Source organism: Acinetobacter sp. AOR18_HL (assembly GCF_027855145.1).
In the GTDB taxonomy this organism is placed as follows: domain Bacteria; phylum Pseudomonadota; class Gammaproteobacteria; order Pseudomonadales; family Moraxellaceae; genus Acinetobacter; species Acinetobacter pittii.
Map to the genome: position 1 here is coordinate 120,523 of NZ_JAKTIG010000031.1, position 21,148 is coordinate 141,670.

At 37.7% G+C, this 21,148-nt stretch carries 20 protein-coding genes; 7 read left to right on the top strand and 13 right to left on the bottom strand.

Annotation, left to right across the window (positions count from 1 at the left end; all coding sequences use genetic code 11):
- The first annotated feature begins 353 nt into the window (after positions 1-353).
- The 5 genes from MKL51_RS08685 to MKL51_RS08705 all read left to right on the top strand — a co-directional run bounded on the left by MKL51_RS08685 (position 354) and on the right by MKL51_RS08705 (position 5,668).
- Positions 354-3,053 (top strand): TonB-dependent receptor, encoded by a 2,700-nt coding sequence (locus MKL51_RS08685; protein WP_017482263.1) that lies wholly within the window; start codon positions 354-356, stop codon positions 3,051-3,053.
- Between the two features lie 108 nt (positions 3,054-3,161).
- Positions 3,162-3,875 carry an energy transducer TonB gene (locus MKL51_RS08690; RefSeq protein WP_017482264.1) on the top strand — a complete coding sequence of 238 codons (714 nt, stop codon included), beginning with the start codon at positions 3,162-3,164 and terminating at the stop codon, positions 3,873-3,875.
- Between the two features lie 40 nt (positions 3,876-3,915).
- Positions 3,916-4,797 (top strand): MotA/TolQ/ExbB proton channel family protein, encoded by an 882-nt coding sequence (locus tag MKL51_RS08695; RefSeq protein WP_075382891.1) that lies wholly within the window; start codon positions 3,916-3,918, stop codon positions 4,795-4,797.
- Between the two features lie 15 nt (positions 4,798-4,812).
- Complete coding sequence (locus MKL51_RS08700) at positions 4,813-5,235, top strand: ExbD/TolR family protein (RefSeq protein WP_002118000.1); 423 nt, start codon at positions 4,813-4,815, stop codon at positions 5,233-5,235.
- 19 nt (positions 5,236-5,254) lie between these two features.
- Complete coding sequence (locus tag MKL51_RS08705) at positions 5,255-5,668, top strand: ExbD/TolR family protein (protein ID WP_002117898.1); 414 nt, start codon at positions 5,255-5,257, stop codon at positions 5,666-5,668.
- Positions 5,669-5,886: 218 nt separating this feature from the next.
- On the opposite strand, the gene MKL51_RS08710 is transcribed toward MKL51_RS08705, so the two are convergent.
- The 3 genes from MKL51_RS08710 to MKL51_RS08720 all read right to left on the bottom strand — a co-directional run bounded on the left by MKL51_RS08710 (position 5,887) and on the right by MKL51_RS08720 (position 10,663).
- Positions 5,887-8,052, bottom strand: coding sequence for a malate synthase G (locus MKL51_RS08710; protein ID WP_017482265.1), 2,166 nt, complete (start codon positions 8,050-8,052; stop codon positions 5,887-5,889).
- A gap of 368 nt (positions 8,053-8,420) precedes the next feature.
- Positions 8,421-9,563 carry a cell division protein ZapE gene (gene zapE / locus MKL51_RS08715; RefSeq protein WP_002117902.1) on the bottom strand — a complete coding sequence of 381 codons (1,143 nt, stop codon included), beginning with the start codon at positions 9,561-9,563 and terminating at the stop codon, positions 8,421-8,423.
- 77 nt (positions 9,564-9,640) lie between these two features.
- On the bottom strand, positions 9,641-10,663 hold the full coding sequence (locus tag MKL51_RS08720) for an AraC family transcriptional regulator (RefSeq protein ID WP_002117929.1): 1,023 nt from the start codon (positions 10,661-10,663) through the stop codon (positions 9,641-9,643).
- Positions 10,664-10,784: 121 nt separating this feature from the next.
- Between MKL51_RS08720 and MKL51_RS08725 the strand changes: the two genes are divergently transcribed.
- Both MKL51_RS08725 and MKL51_RS08730 read left to right on the top strand, forming a co-directional pair.
- The gene (locus MKL51_RS08725) at positions 10,785-12,332 is read left to right on the top strand and encodes a flavin-containing monooxygenase (RefSeq protein WP_014206603.1); all 1,548 of its coding nucleotides are present in this window, start codon (positions 10,785-10,787) and stop codon (positions 12,330-12,332) included.
- Positions 12,333-12,378: 46 nt separating this feature from the next.
- Positions 12,379-13,290 (top strand): lysine exporter LysO family protein, encoded by a 912-nt coding sequence (locus MKL51_RS08730; RefSeq protein WP_017482268.1) that lies wholly within the window; start codon positions 12,379-12,381, stop codon positions 13,288-13,290.
- Here the strand turns inward: MKL51_RS08730 and pyrF are convergent.
- From pyrF to MKL51_RS08780, 10 genes are all read right to left on the bottom strand, one after another.
- Positions 13,287-13,985: an orotidine-5'-phosphate decarboxylase gene (gene pyrF / locus MKL51_RS08735; RefSeq protein WP_025466022.1), complete on the bottom strand. Its 699-nt coding sequence runs from the start codon at positions 13,983-13,985 to the stop codon at positions 13,287-13,289. The two genes, MKL51_RS08730 and pyrF, sit on opposite strands and share 4 nt — an antisense overlap.
- A gap of 177 nt (positions 13,986-14,162) precedes the next feature.
- On the bottom strand, positions 14,163-14,528 hold the full coding sequence (locus MKL51_RS08740) for a lipopolysaccharide assembly protein LapA domain-containing protein (RefSeq protein ID WP_002121360.1): 366 nt from the start codon (positions 14,526-14,528) through the stop codon (positions 14,163-14,165).
- A gap of 25 nt (positions 14,529-14,553) precedes the next feature.
- Complete coding sequence (locus tag MKL51_RS08745) at positions 14,554-14,856, bottom strand: integration host factor subunit beta (protein ID WP_002121337.1); 303 nt, start codon at positions 14,854-14,856, stop codon at positions 14,554-14,556.
- A gap of 156 nt (positions 14,857-15,012) precedes the next feature.
- Positions 15,013-16,686 (bottom strand): 30S ribosomal protein S1, encoded by a 1,674-nt coding sequence (gene rpsA / locus MKL51_RS08750; RefSeq protein WP_002121348.1) that lies wholly within the window; start codon positions 16,684-16,686, stop codon positions 15,013-15,015.
- A 111-nt stretch (positions 16,687-16,797) separates the two neighbouring features.
- Positions 16,798-17,478 carry a (d)CMP kinase gene (gene cmk, locus MKL51_RS08755; protein ID WP_005069521.1) on the bottom strand — a complete coding sequence of 227 codons (681 nt, stop codon included), beginning with the start codon at positions 17,476-17,478 and terminating at the stop codon, positions 16,798-16,800.
- Between the two features lie 10 nt (positions 17,479-17,488).
- On the bottom strand, positions 17,489-17,929 hold the full coding sequence (locus MKL51_RS08760) for an SRPBCC family protein (RefSeq protein WP_017482269.1): 441 nt from the start codon (positions 17,927-17,929) through the stop codon (positions 17,489-17,491).
- Positions 17,930-17,999: 70 nt separating this feature from the next.
- Positions 18,000-18,503: a tRNA adenosine(34) deaminase TadA gene (gene tadA / locus MKL51_RS08765; protein ID WP_002121378.1), complete on the bottom strand. Its 504-nt coding sequence runs from the start codon at positions 18,501-18,503 to the stop codon at positions 18,000-18,002.
- Positions 18,504-18,508: 5 nt separating this feature from the next.
- A complete protein-coding gene (locus MKL51_RS08770) occupies positions 18,509-19,633 on the bottom strand; it encodes an enoyl-CoA hydratase/isomerase family protein (RefSeq protein WP_014206599.1) in 1,125 nt (374 codons plus the stop codon).
- Positions 19,630-20,343, bottom strand: coding sequence for a uracil-DNA glycosylase (gene ung / locus MKL51_RS08775; protein WP_005069527.1), 714 nt, complete (start codon positions 20,341-20,343; stop codon positions 19,630-19,632). The genes MKL51_RS08770 and ung overlap by 4 nt, the downstream gene beginning before the upstream one ends.
- 53 nt (positions 20,344-20,396) lie before the next feature.
- A complete protein-coding gene (locus tag MKL51_RS08780; protein ID WP_002121363.1) occupies positions 20,397-20,993 on the bottom strand; it encodes a 6-pyruvoyl trahydropterin synthase family protein in 597 nt (198 codons plus the stop codon).
- Between the last annotated feature and the right edge of the window lie 155 nt (positions 20,994-21,148).

Here is a 21,148-nt window from a genome sequence, read left to right on the forward strand (position 1 = left end):
TTGATTTTAAATAAAAAATATAACAAAAACCGGCATTATAAATAGTATAACATTACATATAAAAAGGTTCTAAAACGATACATTTTTATTTATTAAGCATGTGAAGAGTCCAGTAATGTATATTTTTTATACAAAAAAAATTTGAAACTTTTGGCCAGCGTTCAAAAATTTTCCAAACGGAAAATTTATTTTTATTTAATAAAAGATGAACCTTTGTTCTGAACCATAATAAAATCAATATATATCAATATTTTGCATAAACTAAAAAAAGAAAAATATATAGTTGGCACTTGCTTTGCTTAAAAACTTTCCAGCAATATCGCTAACGACAACAAAAAGGGATCAAATCCACGATGAAAAAAAAATACAATGTTCGATCTCAGGCAACCCCCAAGATCAGCAAAACAATTCTTAAATTAAGCACCCTTAGTTTAAGTATGATGTGTCTTACCCTGGCACAGGCAGCAGAAACTGAACAATCAAGTAGTGATGAAAAACCAACAAAAGTCGTAAAAGTTGCCGTTACAGGTTCTTCAATCAAAGGAGTTGCAGCACAAAGTGCTTCACCTATTACCATTATTAAAGGCGAAGATCTCGCAAATGCTGGCGTTACTACAGTTGAAGAGGCATTAACCCGTGTAAGTTCAAATCAGGCAGGTTTTTCAACTGACCAGAATGTGGGTGCCAGTAATACCGATGGTTCTACCGCTAACCTTCGGGGTTTAGGTAGCGATAAAACACTCGTTTTACTTAATGGACGACGCCTCGCAGCGAACCCTTTTGGTACTTCCACCGTAAACCTAAATATTATTCCTTTAGCAATGATTGATCGTATTGAAGTTTTACGTGATGGTGCCTCAGCAGTTTATGGTGCCGATGCTGTTGCAGGGGTTATTAATTTCATTACAAAAAAAACATATCAAGGTGTGGGTATTAGCGCAGGCTTGTTACAACCAGAACACAAAGGTGGTGACAAACAAGATATTTCTATCTTTGGTGGCTATGGCGACTTAGATGAAGATGGTTTTAATATTTTCGGTGTTGTAGATTATCGTCGTACTAACGGCATTATGGCAAAAGACCGAAAAATTTCTGAACGTGGCGGAGTATTACCAGAACTCGGTCTTGATGGACGCTCTGCTAATGCGTTTACCTCAAATTTTTATGATCCTATATCTGGAGTTTCTGGAAATCCCTATGCTCAAAATGGTCAATGTTTGGGCCCCACAGAGTCAGCAGAAGAGGGATTCTGTTATGCAAATACTCAAGCTTTGATAGGTATCAAACCTGACGTAGAAAATGTTTCTGTTTTAGGACGTGGTACATTCAAAGTTAATGATAATTTAAATGCTATTGGTGAATATATTTATTCACGTAGTGAAGTTATCACTTCTGTTGCTCCAGATCCTTTTAGCCGTAGCAATCTTTCAACTCGCGTCACCCTTCCAAGTGATAGTCCATATTATCCAGGTAATGGTATTGTTCCTAGCGTTAATGGGTTAAGTGGTGCCCCCCTAGAACTCTATTTACGCTCACATGCTGGGAACCGTATAGCTAAATCAATTAATGAATCACATCGGCTTTTTGCTGGTCTGGAAGGTGACGTATGGGGATGGGATTTAAACACAGGTATTACCTATGCAAAAAGTGAAGCCTCAGATAATTTCGTTACTGGTCAATTAAATAAGACTAAATTACAAGATGCCTTAAATAACGGAACATTAAACCCATTTGGTGAAAGTAGTGATCCTAATATCTGGAACAGTTTATCAGTTAAAGGAAAATATAATGAAGCAACTTTAGAATCCACTACTGCTGACTTCAGTATTAGCCGTCCTATTTTTACTTTACCTGCTGGTGAGGTTGGTTTTGCTTTAGGAGGCAGCTTTACTAATCAAGATTGGAAACAACATATTAATGCAGATTTAGTCCGTCAAGCTCCTAGTAGTGGTACAGACCCTAGTAAACCTGATAATTCTGGCGACCGAGACATTACCTCTGCATTTACAGAATTACAAATACCTATAACCAAAACGATCGAAGCACAACTTGCAGCTCGTTACGATGACTATAGTGACTTTGGCGATACTTTTAACCCTAAATTCGCGATCCGTTGGGAGCCATTAAAACAACTCATGTTCCGTACCTCATATAGCACAGGTTTCCGTGCACCAAGCCTATATGAGATTAATGCGGCTCAAAGCAAAACTTATACTGGTGCAAAATATAATGACCCACTTTACTGCCCAGGCGGTGAGGTCGTAGAAGGGAAAAATAAAAATGACTTTTGTAATACTCAATTTATGAAATTACAGGGAGGCTCAAAAGATTTACAACCAGAAGAATCAAAATCATTTACTGCCGGCTTTGTTTTCGAGCCAATTAAAAACCTTGTACTAACGGTTGACTATTTCAATATTAAAATTGACGACCTGATTGCTCAGGTGGGAGAAGCCACAATCTTTGGAGAACCTGAAAAATACTCTGCTCTTTTTGTAAGAAATGCTGATGGTACTATCGACTATATAAAAACCAACTTATTCAACTCTGGTGGTATGAAAACAGAAGGTTTTGATATTAGTCTGAATTATTTAACTCCAATGACATCCACTGGCCGTTTTGGCTTTGGAATTGATGGGACTTATGTATCCAAACTAGATTATCGCGACTCAAAAAGTGAGCCATGGACAGGACAGGTTGGCCTATATGAAGACCCTGCTGTTGTCCGATGGAAACACACAGCTAATATTAACTGGGCATATGAAAATTGGAGACTAGTTTTTGAACAACAGTTTGTACGTGGTTACGATGATCAAAATCAGATAGGTGAAGAACAATATGATCATCACAAAGTTAGTGATTATACCCTCTACAATATTTCTGGTACCTATAAAGGCTTTAAAAATCTTGAGCTAACAGCGGGTATTAAAAATATTTTCGATGAAGATCCATCTGCTTCAAACGTTTTAGATAATTTCCAATACGGATATGACCCTCGGTATGGTGACCCAACAGGACGTACATACTATTTACGTGGTACATACAAGTTCTAATTGGTTATTTTGCAAACACGACTTTAGACATCGTGTTTGCAGACCGAATACTCACCCTTAGTCAAACATTAATTTAAGAATTGTTTGTCTCAAGTTTCAGGAGTAACTATGGGCATGACTTTTACAGACATAGAAAATAAATCTGCCAAACGCCTAATTGGTATTGCTGCAGTTATTTTTCTGCATCTTCTTGTTGCCTATATTCTGATGTCAGGTTTAGCAAACAATATTCAAAAACCAGCAGAAAAACCTGTGGAATTACAAATTATTCAGGATATTAAGCCGCCTCCTCCACCAAAGCCGGAAGAGCCGAAACCAAAGGAAAAACCGCCTGAGCCACCAAAAATGGTAGAAAAAGTTGCCAAGGTTCCTGAGCCGCCTAAACAAGTAGAGAAAGTAGCAACACCGGTACAAAAAACGACACCAGTGGCTCAACCGACTAAAGCGGCTACCCCAGCTCCTGCTACACCTAGTACCACATCACCAAGCCCTGTTGCCGCACCTGCTCCAGTGGCTGCTGCGCCAGCCCCCAAACCAGCTGGTGTAAGTCGTGGTGTTTCAGAGGGTTCTGCTGGTTGTGAAAAACCAGAATATCCACGCGAAGCACTTATGAATGAAGAACAAGGGACAGTGCGAATACGTGTTCTGGTTGATACATCCGGCAAAGTTATTGATGCCAAAGTAAAAAAATCGAGTGGCAGCAAGATTTTAGATAAAGCGGCAACTAAAGCTTACAGCTTATGTACGTTCAAACCAGCAATGAAAGATGGTGTACCTCAGCAAGATTGGTATGAAATTGAATATCCATTTGTAATTGAATAAACAATTGAATTAGCAAGAAATTAAAAAATATTGGAGATATATGATGAAAAAATCAACTCAACCGTTAGTTCGTTTCGCTTCTGCAAGTCTAATCGCAGCTTGCTCGTTACTTCCATTAAGCTCAGTTTTCGCAGAAGAAACAAGCAATACTCCTGTGGCCACAGCAACTACTGAAGCTACGTCAAGTACAAATACTCCAACTCCGCCACCAAAGCCTGCAACAAGTGAAACTGTTAAAAATCCATATGGTCTAGAAGCCCTTTGGCGCGAAGGTGATTTAGTTGCTAAGTCTACCTTATTTATATTAGTACTCATGTCGATTGGTACTTGGTACATCATCATCTCTAAACTATTGCAGCAAGGTAAAGTCAAACGCCAAGGCAAAGAAGCTGAAAAACATTTCTGGGAAGCTACCTCCCTTGATAATGCTGCAGAAGGTTTAGAACAAAGTAGCGCTTATCGCTTTATTGCAGAAAAAGGTATTAATTCAACTAAATCGCATGGCGGTTCTTTACTTGAACGAATCGATTTTAATACATGGGTGAGCATTTCAATTCAACGCGCAATTGAGAAAATACAAAATCATTTAGGTGGTGGTTTAGCCTTTTTAGCAACAGTAGGCTCTACTGCACCATTTGTTGGTCTTTTTGGTACCGTTTGGGGAATTTATCACGCATTAACAGCCATCGGTATCTCAGGTCAAGCATCTATCGATAAAGTTGCAGGCCCCGTTGGTGAAGCTCTGATTATGACAGCGATTGGTCTTGCAGTCGCAGTACCTGCTGTACTTGGTTATAACTGGCTTACACGCCGTAATAAAGCAGTTATGGAAAATGTCCGTTCATTTGGTTCAGATTTACACGCGGTTTTATTAAGTGGAGAAATTAATACCAATAATTCAGTTAATCGCAGTATTAAATAATCGGGAGCAAACATTATGGGTATGAGTGTTGGTTCTGAAGATGATGATGAAATGATTGGCACAATTAACACGACACCTTTGGTTGATGTCATGTTGGTTTTACTTATTATTTTTCTTATTACTATTCCGGTAGTCACACATACGGTTCCAGTGAAACTACCAGAAGAAAAAAATACTCCCTATGCAACCACGCCTGAAAATATTCAACTCTCAGTAAATAAGAAAGGCGATATTTTCTGGAACGAAAGTTATGTGCCTAGTAAAGAGATATTGCTGGCAAAACTTCAAGCAGTTGCACAAAAAAGACCTCAGCCAGAAGTTCATATTCGGGGTGATCAGCTTACCCATTTTGAAGCGATAGATCAGGTCATTAGTACGACCAAAGAAGCTGGTATTGGCAAAATTGCTTTTGTTACTACCCCTCCAGCCTCCCCGTAATTAACTTAAGGAGAATTTTATGGGTATGAATGTCGGTTCAAATAATGATGACGATGTGATGTTAGAAGTCAACATGACACCTCTTATTGATGTCATGTTGGTACTCATTATTATGTTTATTATTACCATACCTGCACCAAACAACGCGATTAATATTAATTTGCCAAATGGTACACCGCCACCAACAAATGAAAAGCCACCTGAAGTGATTGATGTAAGAATTGATGCGGTAGGCAAAGTATTTTGGAATAACCAAGAGGTTTCTGACCGAAAGGCGCTAGAGACTTTATTTCAAGGTGTTGTTGCTAAAAAAGATCAAGACCAGATCAAACTCAAACCAGACCAGATGGCTGAATATAAGAATGTAGCGATGGTCATGGCTACTGCACAACGTTTAGGTGTCACTAAAATTGGAATTGTGAGCAGTAACTAATATTGCTTTTCAATCTATTTAACTCTATTAACTCCTGCGCTAACTTGAATCTTCAGTTAGCGTTTTTTTTTAAAACTAAATATTCAACTTCAAAACAAGATCTTTTAGACTAATCAAATTCAAAACCTTCTAACTATAAGTCTGCATTTTATAATGCACAAAATATACCGAAAAATAAAAAAGCCTCCGAAGAGGCTTTTTTTCAAAACAGGATGAAATTAATCACCTGTATAACCTTTTAACTTCAAACGAGCAGCATGAAGTAACGGCTCAGTGTAACCAGAAGGCTGTTCACAACCTTTGAAGATAAGATCAGAAGCTGCTTGGAAAGCAATATTTGTTTCAAAGTTAGCTGCCATTGGTTTATACAATGGGTCATTCGCGTTTTGCTCATCAACAATTTTTGCCATGCGTTTAAGCACTTCTTCAACTTGTTCACGAGTTACAATACCGTGACGTAACCAGTTCGCAACGTGTTGAGAAGAAATACGTAAGGTTGCACGGTCTTCCATTAAGCCCACGTTGTTAATATCAGGAACTTTCGAACAACCTACACCTAAGTCAACCCAACGAACAACATAACCTAAGATACCTTGGCAGTTATTTTCAAGTTCATTGTTAATCTCTTCCGCTGACCAGTTTGTATCAGGTGCAAATGGAGGGGTTAACAAGTCATCTAATGACAACATTTCTTCAGCTTTTAACTGATCTTGACGTGCTTTTACATTTACTTGATGGTAATGCATTGCGTGAAGTACAGCACCAGTTGGAGATGGAACCCAAGCACAAGAAGCACCAGCATTTGGATGTGCAGCTTTAGTTGCTAACATATCTTTCATGCTATCTGGTTTTGGCCACATACCTTTACCAATCTGTGCTTTACCTTGTAAACCACATTTCAAGCCAATTGCAACGTTACGGTTTTCGTAAGCAGCAATCCATTTTTGTGTTTTAACAGCTTCTTTACGAACAACTGGAGCAGCTTCCATAGAAGTATGGATTTCGTCACCCGTACGGTCCATAAAGCCAGTATTAATAAAGATTGTACGGTCTTTAGCAGCAGCAATACAGTTTTTCAAGTTTACAGATGTACGGCGCTCTTCATCCATAATACCGATTTTTAACGATTTAGGTGGTAATCCAATCGCCTGTTCAGCACGTTCAAATAACTCTACAGCAAACGCAACTTCTTCAGGACCATGCATTTTTGGCTTAACAATATACATAGAACCTTTACGAGAGTTTTTATTTTCGTTTGTACTACGGATATCAGCAATTGATAACAATGGAGTTACCAATCCATCCATAATACCTTCGAAAATTTCTTCACCATCTACCAAAATAGCTGGGTTAGTCATTAAGTGACCTACGTTACGAAGTAACATAAGTGAACGACCATGAAGTTTTGTTGTACCACCAATTAAGTTTTTAATTTCGCGATCTTTATTTAGATCACGAACAATCGTTTTACCATTCTTTTCAATAGATTCTTGAAGTGTACCCTTCATTAAACCTAACCAATTACGGTAACCTTCAACTTTTTCTTCTGCATCGACAGCCGCAACAGAGTCTTCCAAATCTTGAATTGTGGTTACTGCCGCTTCAAATGTTAAATCTTTAACACCCGCTGGATCAGTTTGTCCAATTGGGCTATTTGCATCAATTTCGATAATGACATGAAGACCATTACTTAAAAGTACAACTTCTGAAGGATTTGCTTCTTCACCATTGAAACCAACAAACTGAGCTTCATGAGCTAAACCTGTTTTTGAACCATCTTTCAAAGTTACAACGAGTTTATTTTGCTCAATTGCATATTTTGTTGCATCTGCATGTGAACCTTGAGCAAGCGGGAAAACTTCATTTAAGAAATTCTTAGCGAACTCAATAACTTTTGCACCACGAACAGGATTATATCCTTTACCCTTTTCAGCTCCGCCTTCTTCAGAAATTACATCGAAGCCGTAAAGTGCATCATATAAAGAACCCCAACGGGCATTTGCTGCATTTAAGCAATAACGTGCATTACGTACAGGTACAACTAACTGTGGTCCTGCCAACAACGCAATTTCTTCATCTACATTTTCAGTAGTGATTTGAAAATCTTCAACTTCTGGTAATAAATAACCAATTTCAGTTAAGAACGTTTTATAAGCACCTAATTCAAATTTGTTGTTACGGTGCCATTCATCAATTTTTGCTTGTAATTCATCACGCTTAGCCAATAATGCTTTATTTTTTGGGCTAAGATCGACAACAACTTGCTCAAAGTTCTTCCAGTAAGTTTCACTATCTAAACCAGAACCTGGTAAAGCTTCATTTTCGATAAAATCGTAAAGTTCTTTAGCAATCGCTAACTTGCCTTTTTGAATACGTGCAGTCATTGTCTTTCCTGAAGTTGCTACTTTTTATACCAAGAGAATCCTAGTATACCGATTTAAATTAAGCTGAATACTAATATCACATTCCTAAATAGTAAGCATTTTCCCTTGCAAAACTATTGACAAAGATAAATTTTTCTATAAAGGAAATATTAAAATTCTAACTAGAATTCCCATCAATTTATTCAATATTTAAAGATACTGAAACTAGACTTTTTGTTAACAGACAAAAAGTTTCACTATCTTGTTTTTCTAAAGCGTATTTAGTTATATCAAACTTTGCTGCGTGAAAAAGCACTATTTAACTAAATTTATCTATTTTTGTTGTAAAAAAAGCGCTCTATCTAGAGCGCTTTTCATATCTACTTTACTTAAGAGGTTTTAGTAGCATCAATATGTCGGTGTTCAGAATGTAAATATTCATCAGACTGCATTTCTAGCAAACGTGAACGCGTACGTTCAATTTCAAATGCTAATTTTTCACCTTGATAAATATCAATAATACTATCTTGAGACGTTAAAAGTAATTTCACACCTCGATCGTAAAACTCATCAACTAGATAAATAAAGCGACGAGTACCTTCGGATAAGAAATCCGTCAAATGAGGAACATTACTGACTAGAACCGTATTATAAATATTTGCAATTTCAATAAAATCTGCCGGGCTACGTGGTTTAAAGCAGAGTTCAGAAAATTCACACCACAACACATCTTCTGTATGTCCCAAAGTCTCGACAACACGATTATTAATCACAATCGGCTCTTGAGAATGAGCTTGTGTATGAGTTAAAGCACTAAAACGTTCAGCCATCCAGCTTTGTGCTTCATTCGTTAATGGTGATTTGAATAATTGAGCTTGTTTTAGTACACGCAAACGATAGTCCACACCTGCATCTACATTTAAAACAGCACAGTTCTTTTTAACCATTTCAATGGTTGGCAAGAAACGATCACGGTGAATACCGTTTTTATATAAGCCATCTGGTGCAATGTTTGATGTTGCGATTAATGTCACACCACGAACAAACAATTTTTGGAATAAATCGCTTAAGATCATTGCATCTGTTACGTTTGATACAAAGAACTCATCGAAACAGATAACGACAGCATCTTTATAGATTTGGTCAGCTACGATTTCAAGCGGATTACGCTGGCCTGAAAGCTTATTTAGTTCTTTATGAACATGTTGCATGAAATGATGAAAATGCATACGCGTTTTACGGCGAAATGGCACAGACTCGTAAAATTGATCCATAAGCCAAGTTTTTCCACGGCCTACTCCGCCCCACATATATACACCTTTAGGTGAAGTTTGGCGACGAAAACGACGGAAAGCTTTTTTTGAGGCTTTATAACGGTTTAAAAGTTCTTTCCATACGCGATCTAATTCTTGCACTGCCTGTGCTTGCGCTTCATCTGCCATAAATTGACCTGAAGCTAAAGCCTCAGCATAGCGTTCTGCTGGGGAAGAAGGTGTGAATGCAGTACTATGAGAAGATTTTAAATTTAACATATCGTTTTATTTCAATTTTAACTGATGAGAGTATAGCGAACATTTTGTTCAACCACATTAGCTTTTAGCATCAAGAGTTACGACGATGACTCTTTTGCATATTGTCGAGGACTCTGTCCAAACCATCGTTTAAATGCATGATTAAATGCCGCCGGTTCAGAATAGCCGAGTAATTCGGCAACAACTTCTATTGAGTATTCCCTATATTCCATAAGCTTCAATGCCTTATTCTTGATAATTTGTTCACGAATTTGCTTATAACTCGTATTTAGCTGTTGCAGTTGATGCCTCAATGTCCTTTCAGGCATTTTCAATGCAAAAGCTGTTTCCGCCATGCTCGGGATAATTCCTTGTTGCAGTTCAAGATAATCTTGCACACATTGTATGATATGTGGAGTTTGATGATCTTGTTGATTTAATCTTGTTATTTCTGCAATACATTTTGATTCATAAATACGATGTGTAATGATATCAGCAGAAGGAATCTTGATTTCAAGTACATCCTTACTTAGGCTAAATGCCGCATATTTACCATTAAAATGCACATCTTCGCCATAATATGCAAAATAGCATGACAAAGTATCCATATCAGTAGGCTTTTCAAATGGAAGTTCTATACGCATCGTAGGCATTTGTAATCCCATCATCGTATAAATATCTTGAATAAACTTATAAGTTCCAGAGACTTCACATTGTGCCCGTAACTGACCAATTTCCGTTTTTAAATCAACCGGCAAATAATTTAAAATGGTCCGCTCATCAGTTTCGTATAAAGCTAAGCTACCAAATAAATGTGTAAGCTTTTGATATTTTATACCTTTATTTAAAGCAGTTTGAATATCATTACTTGTAACAAGTAACATAAGCAATGGGCCGTAACCCGCTAAAGCGTAATGCTGTCCAATAAATAAACCCTTTTCAGGCTCTACATTTTTACTAATTATTTGTTGAATGTCCCATTCAAGACGATCATGAATTGTGGAACTCGGGTCTAGAGCATCGACTTTAATACCTATATCGGCCAAACGTGAGTCGACATCAATGCCAGCATTGCGCATTCCTTGAATTAAATAGATTAAACCAAGTATCGACCGTTTCATTCTTCTATCAATTTCCCTAGACTGAAATGTTTTACTATAAAGAAGCAAGAAAATTAATTGCCGAATCTATCAATTTTCACGTCGATACAATCATGTTTAAACTGATTAAAAAACGTTACTCTTGCGTGCAATCCTCTTTTCAGCTTATGCAGGGTTTCCAATGCTAAACGCAAAGCAAGATGCTATTCAAAAAACTAAAATCGCTATTATTGGTGCTGGCTTTGGTGGCTTAGCAATGGCAATCCGTTTACTACAAAATCAACAGCAAGACTTTGTTATTTTAGAAAAATCAAATGATGTCGGTGGAACTTGGCGAGAAAATCGTTATCCAGGTGCAGCATGTGATGTTCAATCTCACATGTATTCATTGTCTTTTGCACCAAAAACAGATTGGACAAAACGCTATGCTGAGGGACCAGAGATCTTTAATTATATTCAAGACATTACACAGAAATATAAAATTAAGGATTACTGTAAATTTAACCATGACGTAACTCATGTCCAATATGATGAAACACGTCATGTCTGGACTCTAGATTTTAAGGACCAACCTTCTATAGAAGCTCAATTTGTAGTTTTTGCATCTGGTCCCCTACACATCCCACAAATTCCTCCTATCAAAGGAATTGAAAAATTTAAAGGAAAAGTATTTCATTCCTCAAAATGGGAACATGACTATGACTTAAACGGAAAGTCAGTCGCATCTATTGGTACAGGTGGTAGCGCAATTCAATATATTCCTGAAATAGCCAAAGATGTTAAACAGCTCTATGTATTTCAAAGAACAGCTGCATGGGTAATACCACGAGATGAGCGCAAATATTCAAGCTTAAGTAAAGCATTATTCAAATCTTCTAATATTTATCGCCAGATTCATCGTAGTCGTCTTTACTGGAGTAATGAATCTCGCGTTGTACCCATTGTTCAACCTCAAATCATGAAGTATGGCCAAAAATTGGCAGAAGCATTCATCCGTTTTCAAGTTAAAGACAAAGAGTTAGCAAAAAAACTCACACCTGACTTCGTTATGGGATGTAAACGTATTCTTATCTCAAATAAATACTTCCCTACCTTTAACCGAAAAAATGTTGAGCTAGTAACTGATAGTATTCAAGAGATTAAAGAAAACAGTATTGTTACTAAAGATGGTCGAGAACGACCTATTGATTGTTTAATTTACGGTACAGGTTTTATTACTGACCCACGTATTTATTTAAAACATTTCACATGTATCGGACGTAATCAAATCGAGTTAAAACAAGCATGGAAAGATGGTGCTGAAAGCTATTACGGCATTATGACTAAAAACTTTCCCAACCTATTCCAACTGGTAGGCCCTAATACAGTTCTAGGTCATAATTCGATTATTTTTATGATTGAATCTCAAGTGAATTACATTTTACAGCTTATTCAGTTAGTAGAAGAGTCTGGTCAAAAAGCAATTGAGATCAAGCCTGAAATTCAAGACGCTTTTAACGAACGTGTCCAAAAGCAGCTGCAAGGAACCGTATGGCAAGCTGGTGGCTGTAGTAGTTGGTATCAATCTGCCGATGGTAGAAACTTTTCACTATGGCCAACTTACACATGGAAGTATTGGTTAGAAACACGTAAAGTTAAGCCCAAAGACTACTTACTTTTAAATAAAAGCTCACAGAGCTATGCAGCTTAAAATGTTCAAGACATAATAGGTAGGTTGATAACAATCTACCTATTATATGCAATCTTTTTATCTCATCATTCAAATTTTTTTAGCACTGGCTTTCGGTTATTTCCTAGCACCCAAACTATCTCTAAATATCCGACACTTTATATTTAAAATACTGCCCTATTTTTCTTATATTCTTTTAGCTAGTGTAGCTTTTGAATTAACCTTGGCACTTGATCAAATCGAGAATCCTTCTGCCATACTCCCACCCGCTATTATCATTGCTCTTACCACTTCTTTTGGTTCGTTCTTTACGTGTTTATTTGCTTATACAATTTTTGATAAACAAAGTGTTAAAGGCAAAATCTCCCTACAACTTTTTGTAAATGCTTTAAAGAATATTGCGAAGACTTTTCTTGCACTAGGTGTCGGTGTTTTATTCGGCGCTATCGTTACTCAAGTCACCTCTCATATCGCATTTAATAGCTGGTACTTGTTATTACTTTTTATTTTTTTAATTGGTATCGAACTTGCCTTCACCCACTTTAACCGCACATGGTTAAGCTGGAAAATTTTAATTGTACCCTTAGCTGCTTTTATAGGGTCATGTATAGCAGGTCTTTTGAATTACTATTTGCTCAACAAGCATTTTACACTTAATGAAACTTTAGCTTTAGCACAAGGCTATGGCTGGTATTCAATGTCGGGGATTTTATTTACGCAATTACATTCGGCAGAGTTGGGTGGAATCGCCTTATTAACCGACTTATTTAGAGAAATTGTTGCTATTTTTCTAATGTATACCATGGGTTGGCGTTTTCCACGCCCTGCTATTTCAAGTGCTGGTGCAACCTCAATGGATGTTACCTTAGCCATGGTAAAACAGTCATGTGGCACACATTATGTACCACATGCCATGATGAGCGGCTTATTATTAAGCCTACTCGCCCCGTTATTAATTAGCTTATTCCTAAATTTTTAGGCAATCGAAGCAAGAATAGACTTCAACATTTCTGTTGGCTTTTCTGCTTTAGTAATTGGTCGACCAATTACCAGATGCGTAGAGCCATCAAGCATAGCTTGCTTTGGAGTTACAATACGTTTTTGGTCGTCTGCATTAGAACCTTCTGGACGAATACCAGGTGTTACTAAAGAGAAGTCTTGCCCAATTAATTCACGAAGAATCTTAGCTTCTTGAGCTGAACAAACCACCCCATCCAAGCCACTTTCTTTCGTTAAATTAGCCAAGCGCTTTACATGCTCTACAGGTTCAACATCTAAACCAATATCTTTTAAATCTTCACGACCCATTGATGTGAGTACTGTCACAGCAATAAGTTGGGTTTGATAGTTACCTGCTTTTAAACGCTCCACACAGGTTTCCATCATTTTACGGCCACCTGAAGCGTGAACATTTACCATCCATACACCTAAATCAGCCGCTGCACATACTGCTTGAGCTGTAGTGTTTGGAATATCATGAAATTTAAGATCAAGAAAAACTTCAAAATTTTGTTCTTGCAGTTTTTTTACAACAGATGGGCCTTCATGAGTAAAAAGCTCTTTACCTACTTTTACGCGGCATAAAGCAGGATCAAGCTGTTCAACAATTTTTAAAGCGTCATATTGGCTTTTTGCATCTAACGCAACAATGATACTCAAGAGACTTTCTTCCATCATATAAAATCAGCGTTATTATAATAGACAACTCATGAAGGAATAAAGGAATGTAGAGAGCTGCTTTCCAAAATTAAAGCGATAAGAACAAAAGCGTTTAAATTTAGAAGAATAAAAGAAGAGATAAAATTTAGAGAGATACTACTCTTTACTCATTAATAAAGAGTAGTACGGGGATTATAGCGGAGTAGAATTTTTATCTTGAGGATAAATATCTACAACGGTTTTTTCATGTCTTACATTTGCAGCTGCTTCAGCCGCTGCTAATTGAGCACTTTGGATTTGTTCTTTTCTTAAATGGTCAATATCTTTACGCAGGCGTTTAATTTCCCAGCCTTTTTGGAATACTCTGAAAACTTGCACACCTAATAAAAGACCAACCACAGTTCCTAGTACTAATGTGAGTAGCAATAATAAGCCTAAACGCATAGCTGGAACTTGGGTAAATAACAAATCAACAGAAAGCTCTGTTGGATTTTGCAAAACAAGTGCTAAAGAATAGCCAAATACAACAATAAGCAATGCAATTAAAATATAACGCATAGGCACCCCGACTTATAAATTTTATTTATTTCCCAGATTCGTTTACTGCGTCACGAAGGGCTTTTCCGGGTTTAAAATGTGGAACAGCTTTAGCTGCAACTTCAACTGATTTTCCTGTTTTAGGATTGCGACCAACTCTTGGATCACGGTGGTGTAAAGCAAAGCTACCAAAACCACGGATTTCAATTCGATTATCAGTTGATAGGGCTTCTATCATTTGATCAATCATAATTTTAACCGCCTCTTCCACCAAAGGTTCAGCTAAGTGTGGGTTTTTTAGCGCAATGCGTTCAATCAAATCAGACTTATTAAGAGCTTCAGTAGTCATCTACGACCTCGTTATTTATTGCTACTCTATGTCGTTCGATAATAACCTGTTTAAATACAAAACGGTAGCGCAGTATGTTGAATACTAGGCTACCGTTTACAGTAATTTGTATAAAAAGTACAATTCCGTTACATGAAACTGTACTTTGTTAACTTATTACTTCATTTGTGCTTTGATCAAGTCACCAATAGTCTTAGGACCATTGTCTTGACTTGTAGTTGCAGTACGCAAGCTAGCAACTGCTTCTTTCTCTTCAGCTTCGTCTTTCGCTTTGATAGACAAGTTGATAGAGCGAGATTTACGATCAACGTTGATGATCTTCGCTTCAACTTCTTGACCAACTTCTAAGAATTTAGTCGCATCTTCTACGCGGTCACGGTTGATTTCAGAAGCTTTAAGAGTTGCTTCAACTTCGTCAGCCAACTTAACAGTTGCACCACGAGCATCAACTGCAGTTACAGTACCTTTAACTAAAGCACCACGTTCGTTAGCAGCTAAGAAGTCATTGAACGGATCGCTGTTCAATTGCTTGATACCAAGGCTGATACGGTTACCTTCAGCGTCTACAGACAAGATAACAGCTTCAACAGTGTCACCTTTCTTGTAACGACGAATAGCTTCTTCACCTTGCTCGTTCCAAGAAATATCAGACAAGTGTACTAAACCGTCGATACCGCCGTTCAAGCCAATGAAGATACCAAAGTCAGTGATAGACTTGATAGTACCAGATACTTTTTCGCCTTTCTCATGAGCTTTAGCAAACTCTTCCCATGGGTTAGCACGAGTTTGTTTGATACCAAGGCTGATACGACGACGTTCTTCATCAACTTCAAGAACCATAACATCAACTTCATCACCAATCTGAACAACTTTAGATGGGTGGATGTTTTTGTTAGTGTGGTCCATTTCAGAAACGTGAACTAAACCTTCAACGCCTTCAGCGATTTCAGCGAAACAACCGTAGTCAGTTAAGTTAGTTACGCGAGCTTTAACGATAGAACCTTTAGGGTAACGGCTCATGATCGCTAACCATGGATCTTCGCCTAATTGTTTAAGGCCTAAAGATACGCGGTTACGTTCACGGTCAAATTTAAGTACTTTAACAGTAACTTCTTGACCAACTTCAACAACTTCTGAAGGGTGCTTGATACGCTTCCAAGCCATATCTGTGATATGTAGAAGACCATCAATACCGCCAAGATCAACGAATGCACCGTAATCAGTAAGGTTTTTGATTGTACCTGTAACTGTTTGACCTTCTTCAAGTTGAGCAAGTAATGCTTCACGGTCAGCAGAAGATTCAGCTTCCATAACAGCACGACGAGATACAACAACGTTATTACGTTTAGCATCAAGTTTGATTACTTTGAACTCTAACTCTTTACCTTCAAGGTGAGTAGTGTCACGGATAGGACGAGTGTCAACTAATGAACCTGGTAAGAATGCACGAACAGGACCGATGTCAACAGTGAAACCGCCTTTAACTTTACCAGAGATAACACCAGTAACGATTTCGCCATCTTCAAAGATTTTTTCAAGTTTAGTCCAAGTTTCAGCACGCTTAGCTTTTTCACGTGATAAAACTGTTTGACCCATACCGTTGTCAAGAGCTTCAACAACTACGTCAACAGTATCACCAACCTGAACTTCAAGTTCACGTTGTTCATTTAAAAATTCAGCACGGTCAACAATGCCTTCAGACTTTAGGCCAGTGTCAACAGTTACCCAGTCGCTATCGATGTTTACAACAACACCTTGGATGACTGCACCCTTTTCAACGTTGAGGTTTAATTCACTTTCTTCAAAGAGGGCTGCAAAAGATTCGGTCATGATATACCTGATAAATTCAGCGGTCTTGGATCAGACAAGGCCGGTTTAGTTAAGTATCAACATAGTCTTTATAGACTGATCAAGCTATGCTTCAACTGATAATTCTATTTACTAAATAGTACGGCTATCGACATAATCAACCATTAACTTAAATACCTGATCGATCGTTAATTCCGAACTATCAATGATATAAGCATCTTTGGCTGGCTTGAGCGGAGCAACTTCTCGCTCCATATCTCTTTTGTCTCGTGCCTGTATATTAGCTAAAATGTCGTTTATTTTAGCATCTAGCCCCATACCCTGCAACTGTTTTACTCTTCGCTCAGCGCGTGACTCTGCCGAAGCTGTCAGATAAATTTTGGCATTGGCTTCTGGGAAGATAGATGTTGCCATATCACGGCCATCTGCAACTAAACCAGGACTTTGCGCAAAAGCTCTTTGTCTTTCAAATAGTGCCTGTCTAAGCTCTGGAACCACTGCAACTTTTGAAGCGTACTCACCAACACGCTCTGTACGGATTGTTTGAGATACATCTTCTCCATCCAAAAAGACCAAAATCCCTGAGGTAGACGTTTCAAATTTAATGTCCAGTTGACGTGCATATTGGATACACTCATCAAGCTGACTGTCTAATTTCTCTAATAAATCGTGTTTATGTAATGACAACCCCAATAAACGATATAAGGCACCCGAATCAAGTAAATGATATTGATAATGTGCTGCAAGTTTTGCGGCCAATGTTCCTTTACCCGAACCACTCGGACCATCAATAGTAATAATTTGAACTGTCATTGAACTCTCACTAAGAAGCAAATGCTTTAGCTAATCTCGAAAAGCCTAGTGTAATGGCTAGTTTTAGCTGTGCAAGGATTAATTTACTGACCACTGGCGCTTTTACCGTTAACTCGATGCGGTATGTAACTAAAGTAATGTATGGTGTGATCTCAGAAAACTCGATTCTGCCTAAATGGTGTTTAATCAAAGGATTGTCTATTAATTTATACTCAATACTTTTATTTTCTTCCAACAATGTAATTTCTTCTTTAAGTGGCTTAATTGGACCAAATCCCATACGTCGAATTGAGCCTAAACCATCAGGTCTTTTAGAATCTGCGGAGTCTTTAACACGCACAACTTGTAAAGGTGCAAAAGCAGTATTGTAAGTTGAATGCTTAGAGAGCAAATTAAATACATCAGTAAGAGGAGCATTAAATTCTTTTTCTACGGTAATTACATTACGCATTGGATCGTCCTTATTAAATAGAATCATGGCATTAAAACCGCGTTAGTTTGCCATAAGAGTATGTTAATTTTTAATCATTTAAGGACGTTTTTTGTTGTTTCTCTTGTTTCTTTTGCTCACGTCTTTGTTTAAAAAAATGGCTAAGCTGTTGTGCACATTTTTCTTGTAGACAGCCATTCTGAAATGTAAACCTATGATTATAATAACCTTGCTGTAATAACTGACGCGCACTCACCAAAGAGCCTGCTTTAGGTTCTGGCGTACCAAAAACCACATGTTTAATTCTTGCATGTACGAGCGCACCTACACACATAGTACATGGCTCAAGAGTAACATATAAAGTCGTATCTTCGGGTAATCGATAATTTTCTAAAGAGGAACACGCTGCACGGATAGCTTGAATTTCTGCATGTGCAGTTGGATCTAATAAAGTAATTGGAGCATTATAACCAGATCCAATTACTCGATTTTGGCTCACCAGAACCGCTCCAACAGGTATCTCACCCTGCTGGGCGGCTAATTCAGCTTGCTCGTAAGCAAGCTGCATCCAGTATTCATCACTATATTCAGTCATTTATTTTAGGTGATCACACCGTGTTGTCTAAGTAAGGCATTCCAGCTATCAATTGAAGTTACTGGTGGACAATCAGCCAATATACCTCTCAAGCTTAGATCGTCACATGGTTTCCATTCAGGTGATAAATCTTTATCAACTAAGCGTGCGCGAACACCTTCCACAAAGTCAGGATGACGGATTTTCCACTCAGAAATCTGAGCCTCTAGATCAAAGACCTCATCCCATGAGTGAATTTGTTTGCCCCATTGCCACAGTAACCAAGTAATTGCCGCGGTACTAGGAGATCCTTTTTGCAAATTCTCACTCGCTTGACGTAACCAATCACTGCTCGCATCACGCAAGCTAACAATAGCTTGATAGTCTTGTTCAAAATTAAAACCACGGCAAACGCTATGAATTACATCAAGTGAGTTTTGCAATGGACCTGCCGCAACAGGACGGTGCAAACTATTTAAAGTATCATCAATTGCTCGGAAATCCCCTGCAGGATAATGAGCCCAGTTAATATTTAAAACTTTTTGCAAAACATTATCACGCTGAGCTTCACAAATATGTGTTGCCCAACCGATGCTATACGCCCCAGCAGCAGTCATAATTGAACCAGTTAAACCCGTAAACAAACCTATTGGACCACGATCTGCCAAGAAACGGCTCGCACCAACATCAGGATATAAACCAATATTAATTTCAGGCATTGCTAAACGTGAATATGGCGTCACTAGACGGAATGGTGCAGCCATAAACAAGCCTAAACCACCGCCCATTACATAACCTTCTCCCCAAACCACAACCGGTTTAGCATAATTATGTAAAAGTAAATCTAAAGCATATTCCTGCTGGAAGAACTTATTTGCGGTATCGACTTCTTGATTTATAACAAGTTGGCGTAATTTTCTAACATCACCACCTGCACAAAAAGCTTTTGGTGTAGTTGAGTCTAACCAAATTGCTTTAACCTGTTCATCGTCACGGAAATCTTCAAATACACGCAATAATGCCGTTACGATTGATTCGTCTAAAGCATGTAACGATTTAGGACGATTCAAACGTACTATACGCCAGCCGTTTTTTGCTTCTTCAACCACCAAGTCCGGGTGATAGTTATTTACATTGGGAGAGTTCATCATGCGTCCAATTGCCAGTCTATGGGCTCAATGCCATGTTGTTTCAAATATTGATTTGTTTTTGAAAACACTTTGCATCCAAAAAATCCCCCTCTATTTGCAGCAAGAGGTGATGGATGTGCGGCTGTTAAAACCAAGTGTTTATCTCTATTTATACGTTGTCCTTTGCGCTGTGCATAAGCACCCCACAAAATAAATACTATATGTTGTCTCTGTTCATTTAGAACATCAATAACTTCATCAGTAAATGCTTCCCAACCTTGCTTTTGATGTGAGGTTGGCTGTCCAGCTTCAACCGTAAGAACACTATTGAGTAAAAGTACGCCTTGCGTAGCCCATTTTGTTAAGTCACCATGGCGAGGAGCTGGAATACCCAAATCTGTATGTAATTCATGAAAAATATTGCGCAAAGATGGTGGTAATGCAATACCTTTTTGAACAGAGAAACTTAATCCATTCGCTTGGTTTGGCCCGTGATATGGGTCTTGCCCTAAAATCACAACTTTCACATCAGCCAGTGGTGTGGTATTTAAAGCATTAAAGATCTGTTTACTAGGCGGATATATTATTTTCTGAGCTTGTTTCTGTTGAAATAAGAAATCGCGCAAACTATCCATCTGAGGACTTAATAGAAAAGGTGCTAAAGATCTTTTCCAACTTTCTTCTAATTGAACTTTACTGAGTTTATCTTGCTGTTGCTCAGTTAATTGCATTAATGTCATCCTAGATCAATTTTCAATTCTACAAATAAAATAAGTAATTCGATTTATACTTCGACTTGCAAATCAACTTGAGGATTATTAAATTTAATCCCTTTTTTCAAGTCTTCATACATTTGTGGATTTGCCCACTCTATCTGAATTTGCTCTGAAAAAACAATTCCATCAAGACTTAAAATACCCATTTGTTCGTTTTGAATATCTTCAATAAAGCTCTGAGCATATCCAGTATCAGTCTCATGAACAATAACAGAATATACTTCAACATCACCTTCCCCATTTTGAGTGACTGTTGATTGTAAAACTTGCTGAGCTAGATAAAAGAAAATACGTGAAAACTGTTCAGCCGACGGTGAAACAGGTAAAGAAATCCAACGAGCACTAAAAGTTTGACATGCATCAATATATTGAGAATCATCTTTTTCCCAAAAACAGATTGCATGATCAAAGCTGTCGAATAGGTCTTTTATTACTCCTTTTAGGAGTCCAAAATCATAAACCATTTGTCCATGATCTAATTTCGAAGCTTTAAGCAATAACTCAACTTTATAGCTATGTCCATGAATTGATCGCTTACAACGATCCGATGTACAGTTACGTACAACATGTGCATTTTCAAACTTAAATAACTTACGAATTAACATGTGCCAAATCGATCATTCCTTCTAAGAACATTATTATAAAGCAAAAGACGAAAATTTCGCACCACTTTTCAATTAGAAACAATTAGCAAAAAGTATGATAAGACTGATGAAGAAATATTGAATATAAACATATAGAAAGTTTATATTTACTTTAA

Coding starts and splice junctions, on each gene's coding strand:
- MKL51_RS08720 (WP_002117929.1), bottom strand. CDS start 10,663: ATGAAACGGTCGATACTTGGTTTAATCTATTTAATTCAAGGAATGCGC.
- pyrF (WP_025466022.1), bottom strand. CDS start 13,985: ATGGAAGAAAGTCTCTTGAGTATCATTGTTGCGTTAGATGCAAAAAGC.
- MKL51_RS08740 (WP_002121360.1), bottom strand. CDS start 14,528: ATGCGTTATATTTTAATTGCATTGCTTATTGTTGTATTTGGCTATTCT.
- rpsA (WP_002121348.1), bottom strand. CDS start 16,686: ATGACCGAATCTTTTGCAGCCCTCTTTGAAGAAAGTGAATTAAACCTC.
- MKL51_RS08700 (WP_002118000.1), top strand. CDS start 4,813: ATGGGTATGAGTGTTGGTTCTGAAGATGATGATGAAATGATTGGCACA.
- MKL51_RS08745 (WP_002121337.1), bottom strand. CDS start 14,856: ATGACTACTGAAGCTCTTAATAAGTCTGATTTGATTGAACGCATTGCG.
- zapE (WP_002117902.1), bottom strand. CDS start 9,563: ATGTTAAATTTAAAATCTTCTCATAGTACTGCATTCACACCTTCTTCC.
- MKL51_RS08705 (WP_002117898.1), top strand. CDS start 5,255: ATGGGTATGAATGTCGGTTCAAATAATGATGACGATGTGATGTTAGAA.
- ung (WP_005069527.1), bottom strand. CDS start 20,343: ATGCAATTAACTGAGCAACAGCAAGATAAACTCAGTAAAGTTCAATTA.
- MKL51_RS08770 (WP_014206599.1), bottom strand. CDS start 19,633: ATGATGAACTCTCCCAATGTAAATAACTATCACCCGGACTTGGTGGTT.
- MKL51_RS08780 (WP_002121363.1), bottom strand. CDS start 20,993: ATGTTAATTCGTAAGTTATTTAAGTTTGAAAATGCACATGTTGTACGT.
- MKL51_RS08760 (WP_017482269.1), bottom strand. CDS start 17,929: ATGCGTAATGTAATTACCGTAGAAAAAGAATTTAATGCTCCTCTTACT.
- MKL51_RS08730 (WP_017482268.1), top strand. CDS start 12,379: ATGCAATCTTTTTATCTCATCATTCAAATTTTTTTAGCACTGGCTTTC.
- cmk (WP_005069521.1), bottom strand. CDS start 17,478: ATGACAGTTCAAATTATTACTATTGATGGTCCGAGTGGTTCGGGTAAA.
- tadA (WP_002121378.1), bottom strand. CDS start 18,503: ATGACTGAATATAGTGATGAATACTGGATGCAGCTTGCTTACGAGCAA.
- MKL51_RS08690 (WP_017482264.1), top strand. CDS start 3,162: ATGGGCATGACTTTTACAGACATAGAAAATAAATCTGCCAAACGCCTA.
- MKL51_RS08695 (WP_075382891.1), top strand. CDS start 3,916: ATGATGAAAAAATCAACTCAACCGTTAGTTCGTTTCGCTTCTGCAAGT.
- MKL51_RS08710 (WP_017482265.1), bottom strand. CDS start 8,052: ATGACTGCACGTATTCAAAAAGGCAAGTTAGCGATTGCTAAAGAACTT.
- MKL51_RS08685 (WP_017482263.1), top strand. CDS start 354: ATGAAAAAAAAATACAATGTTCGATCTCAGGCAACCCCCAAGATCAGC.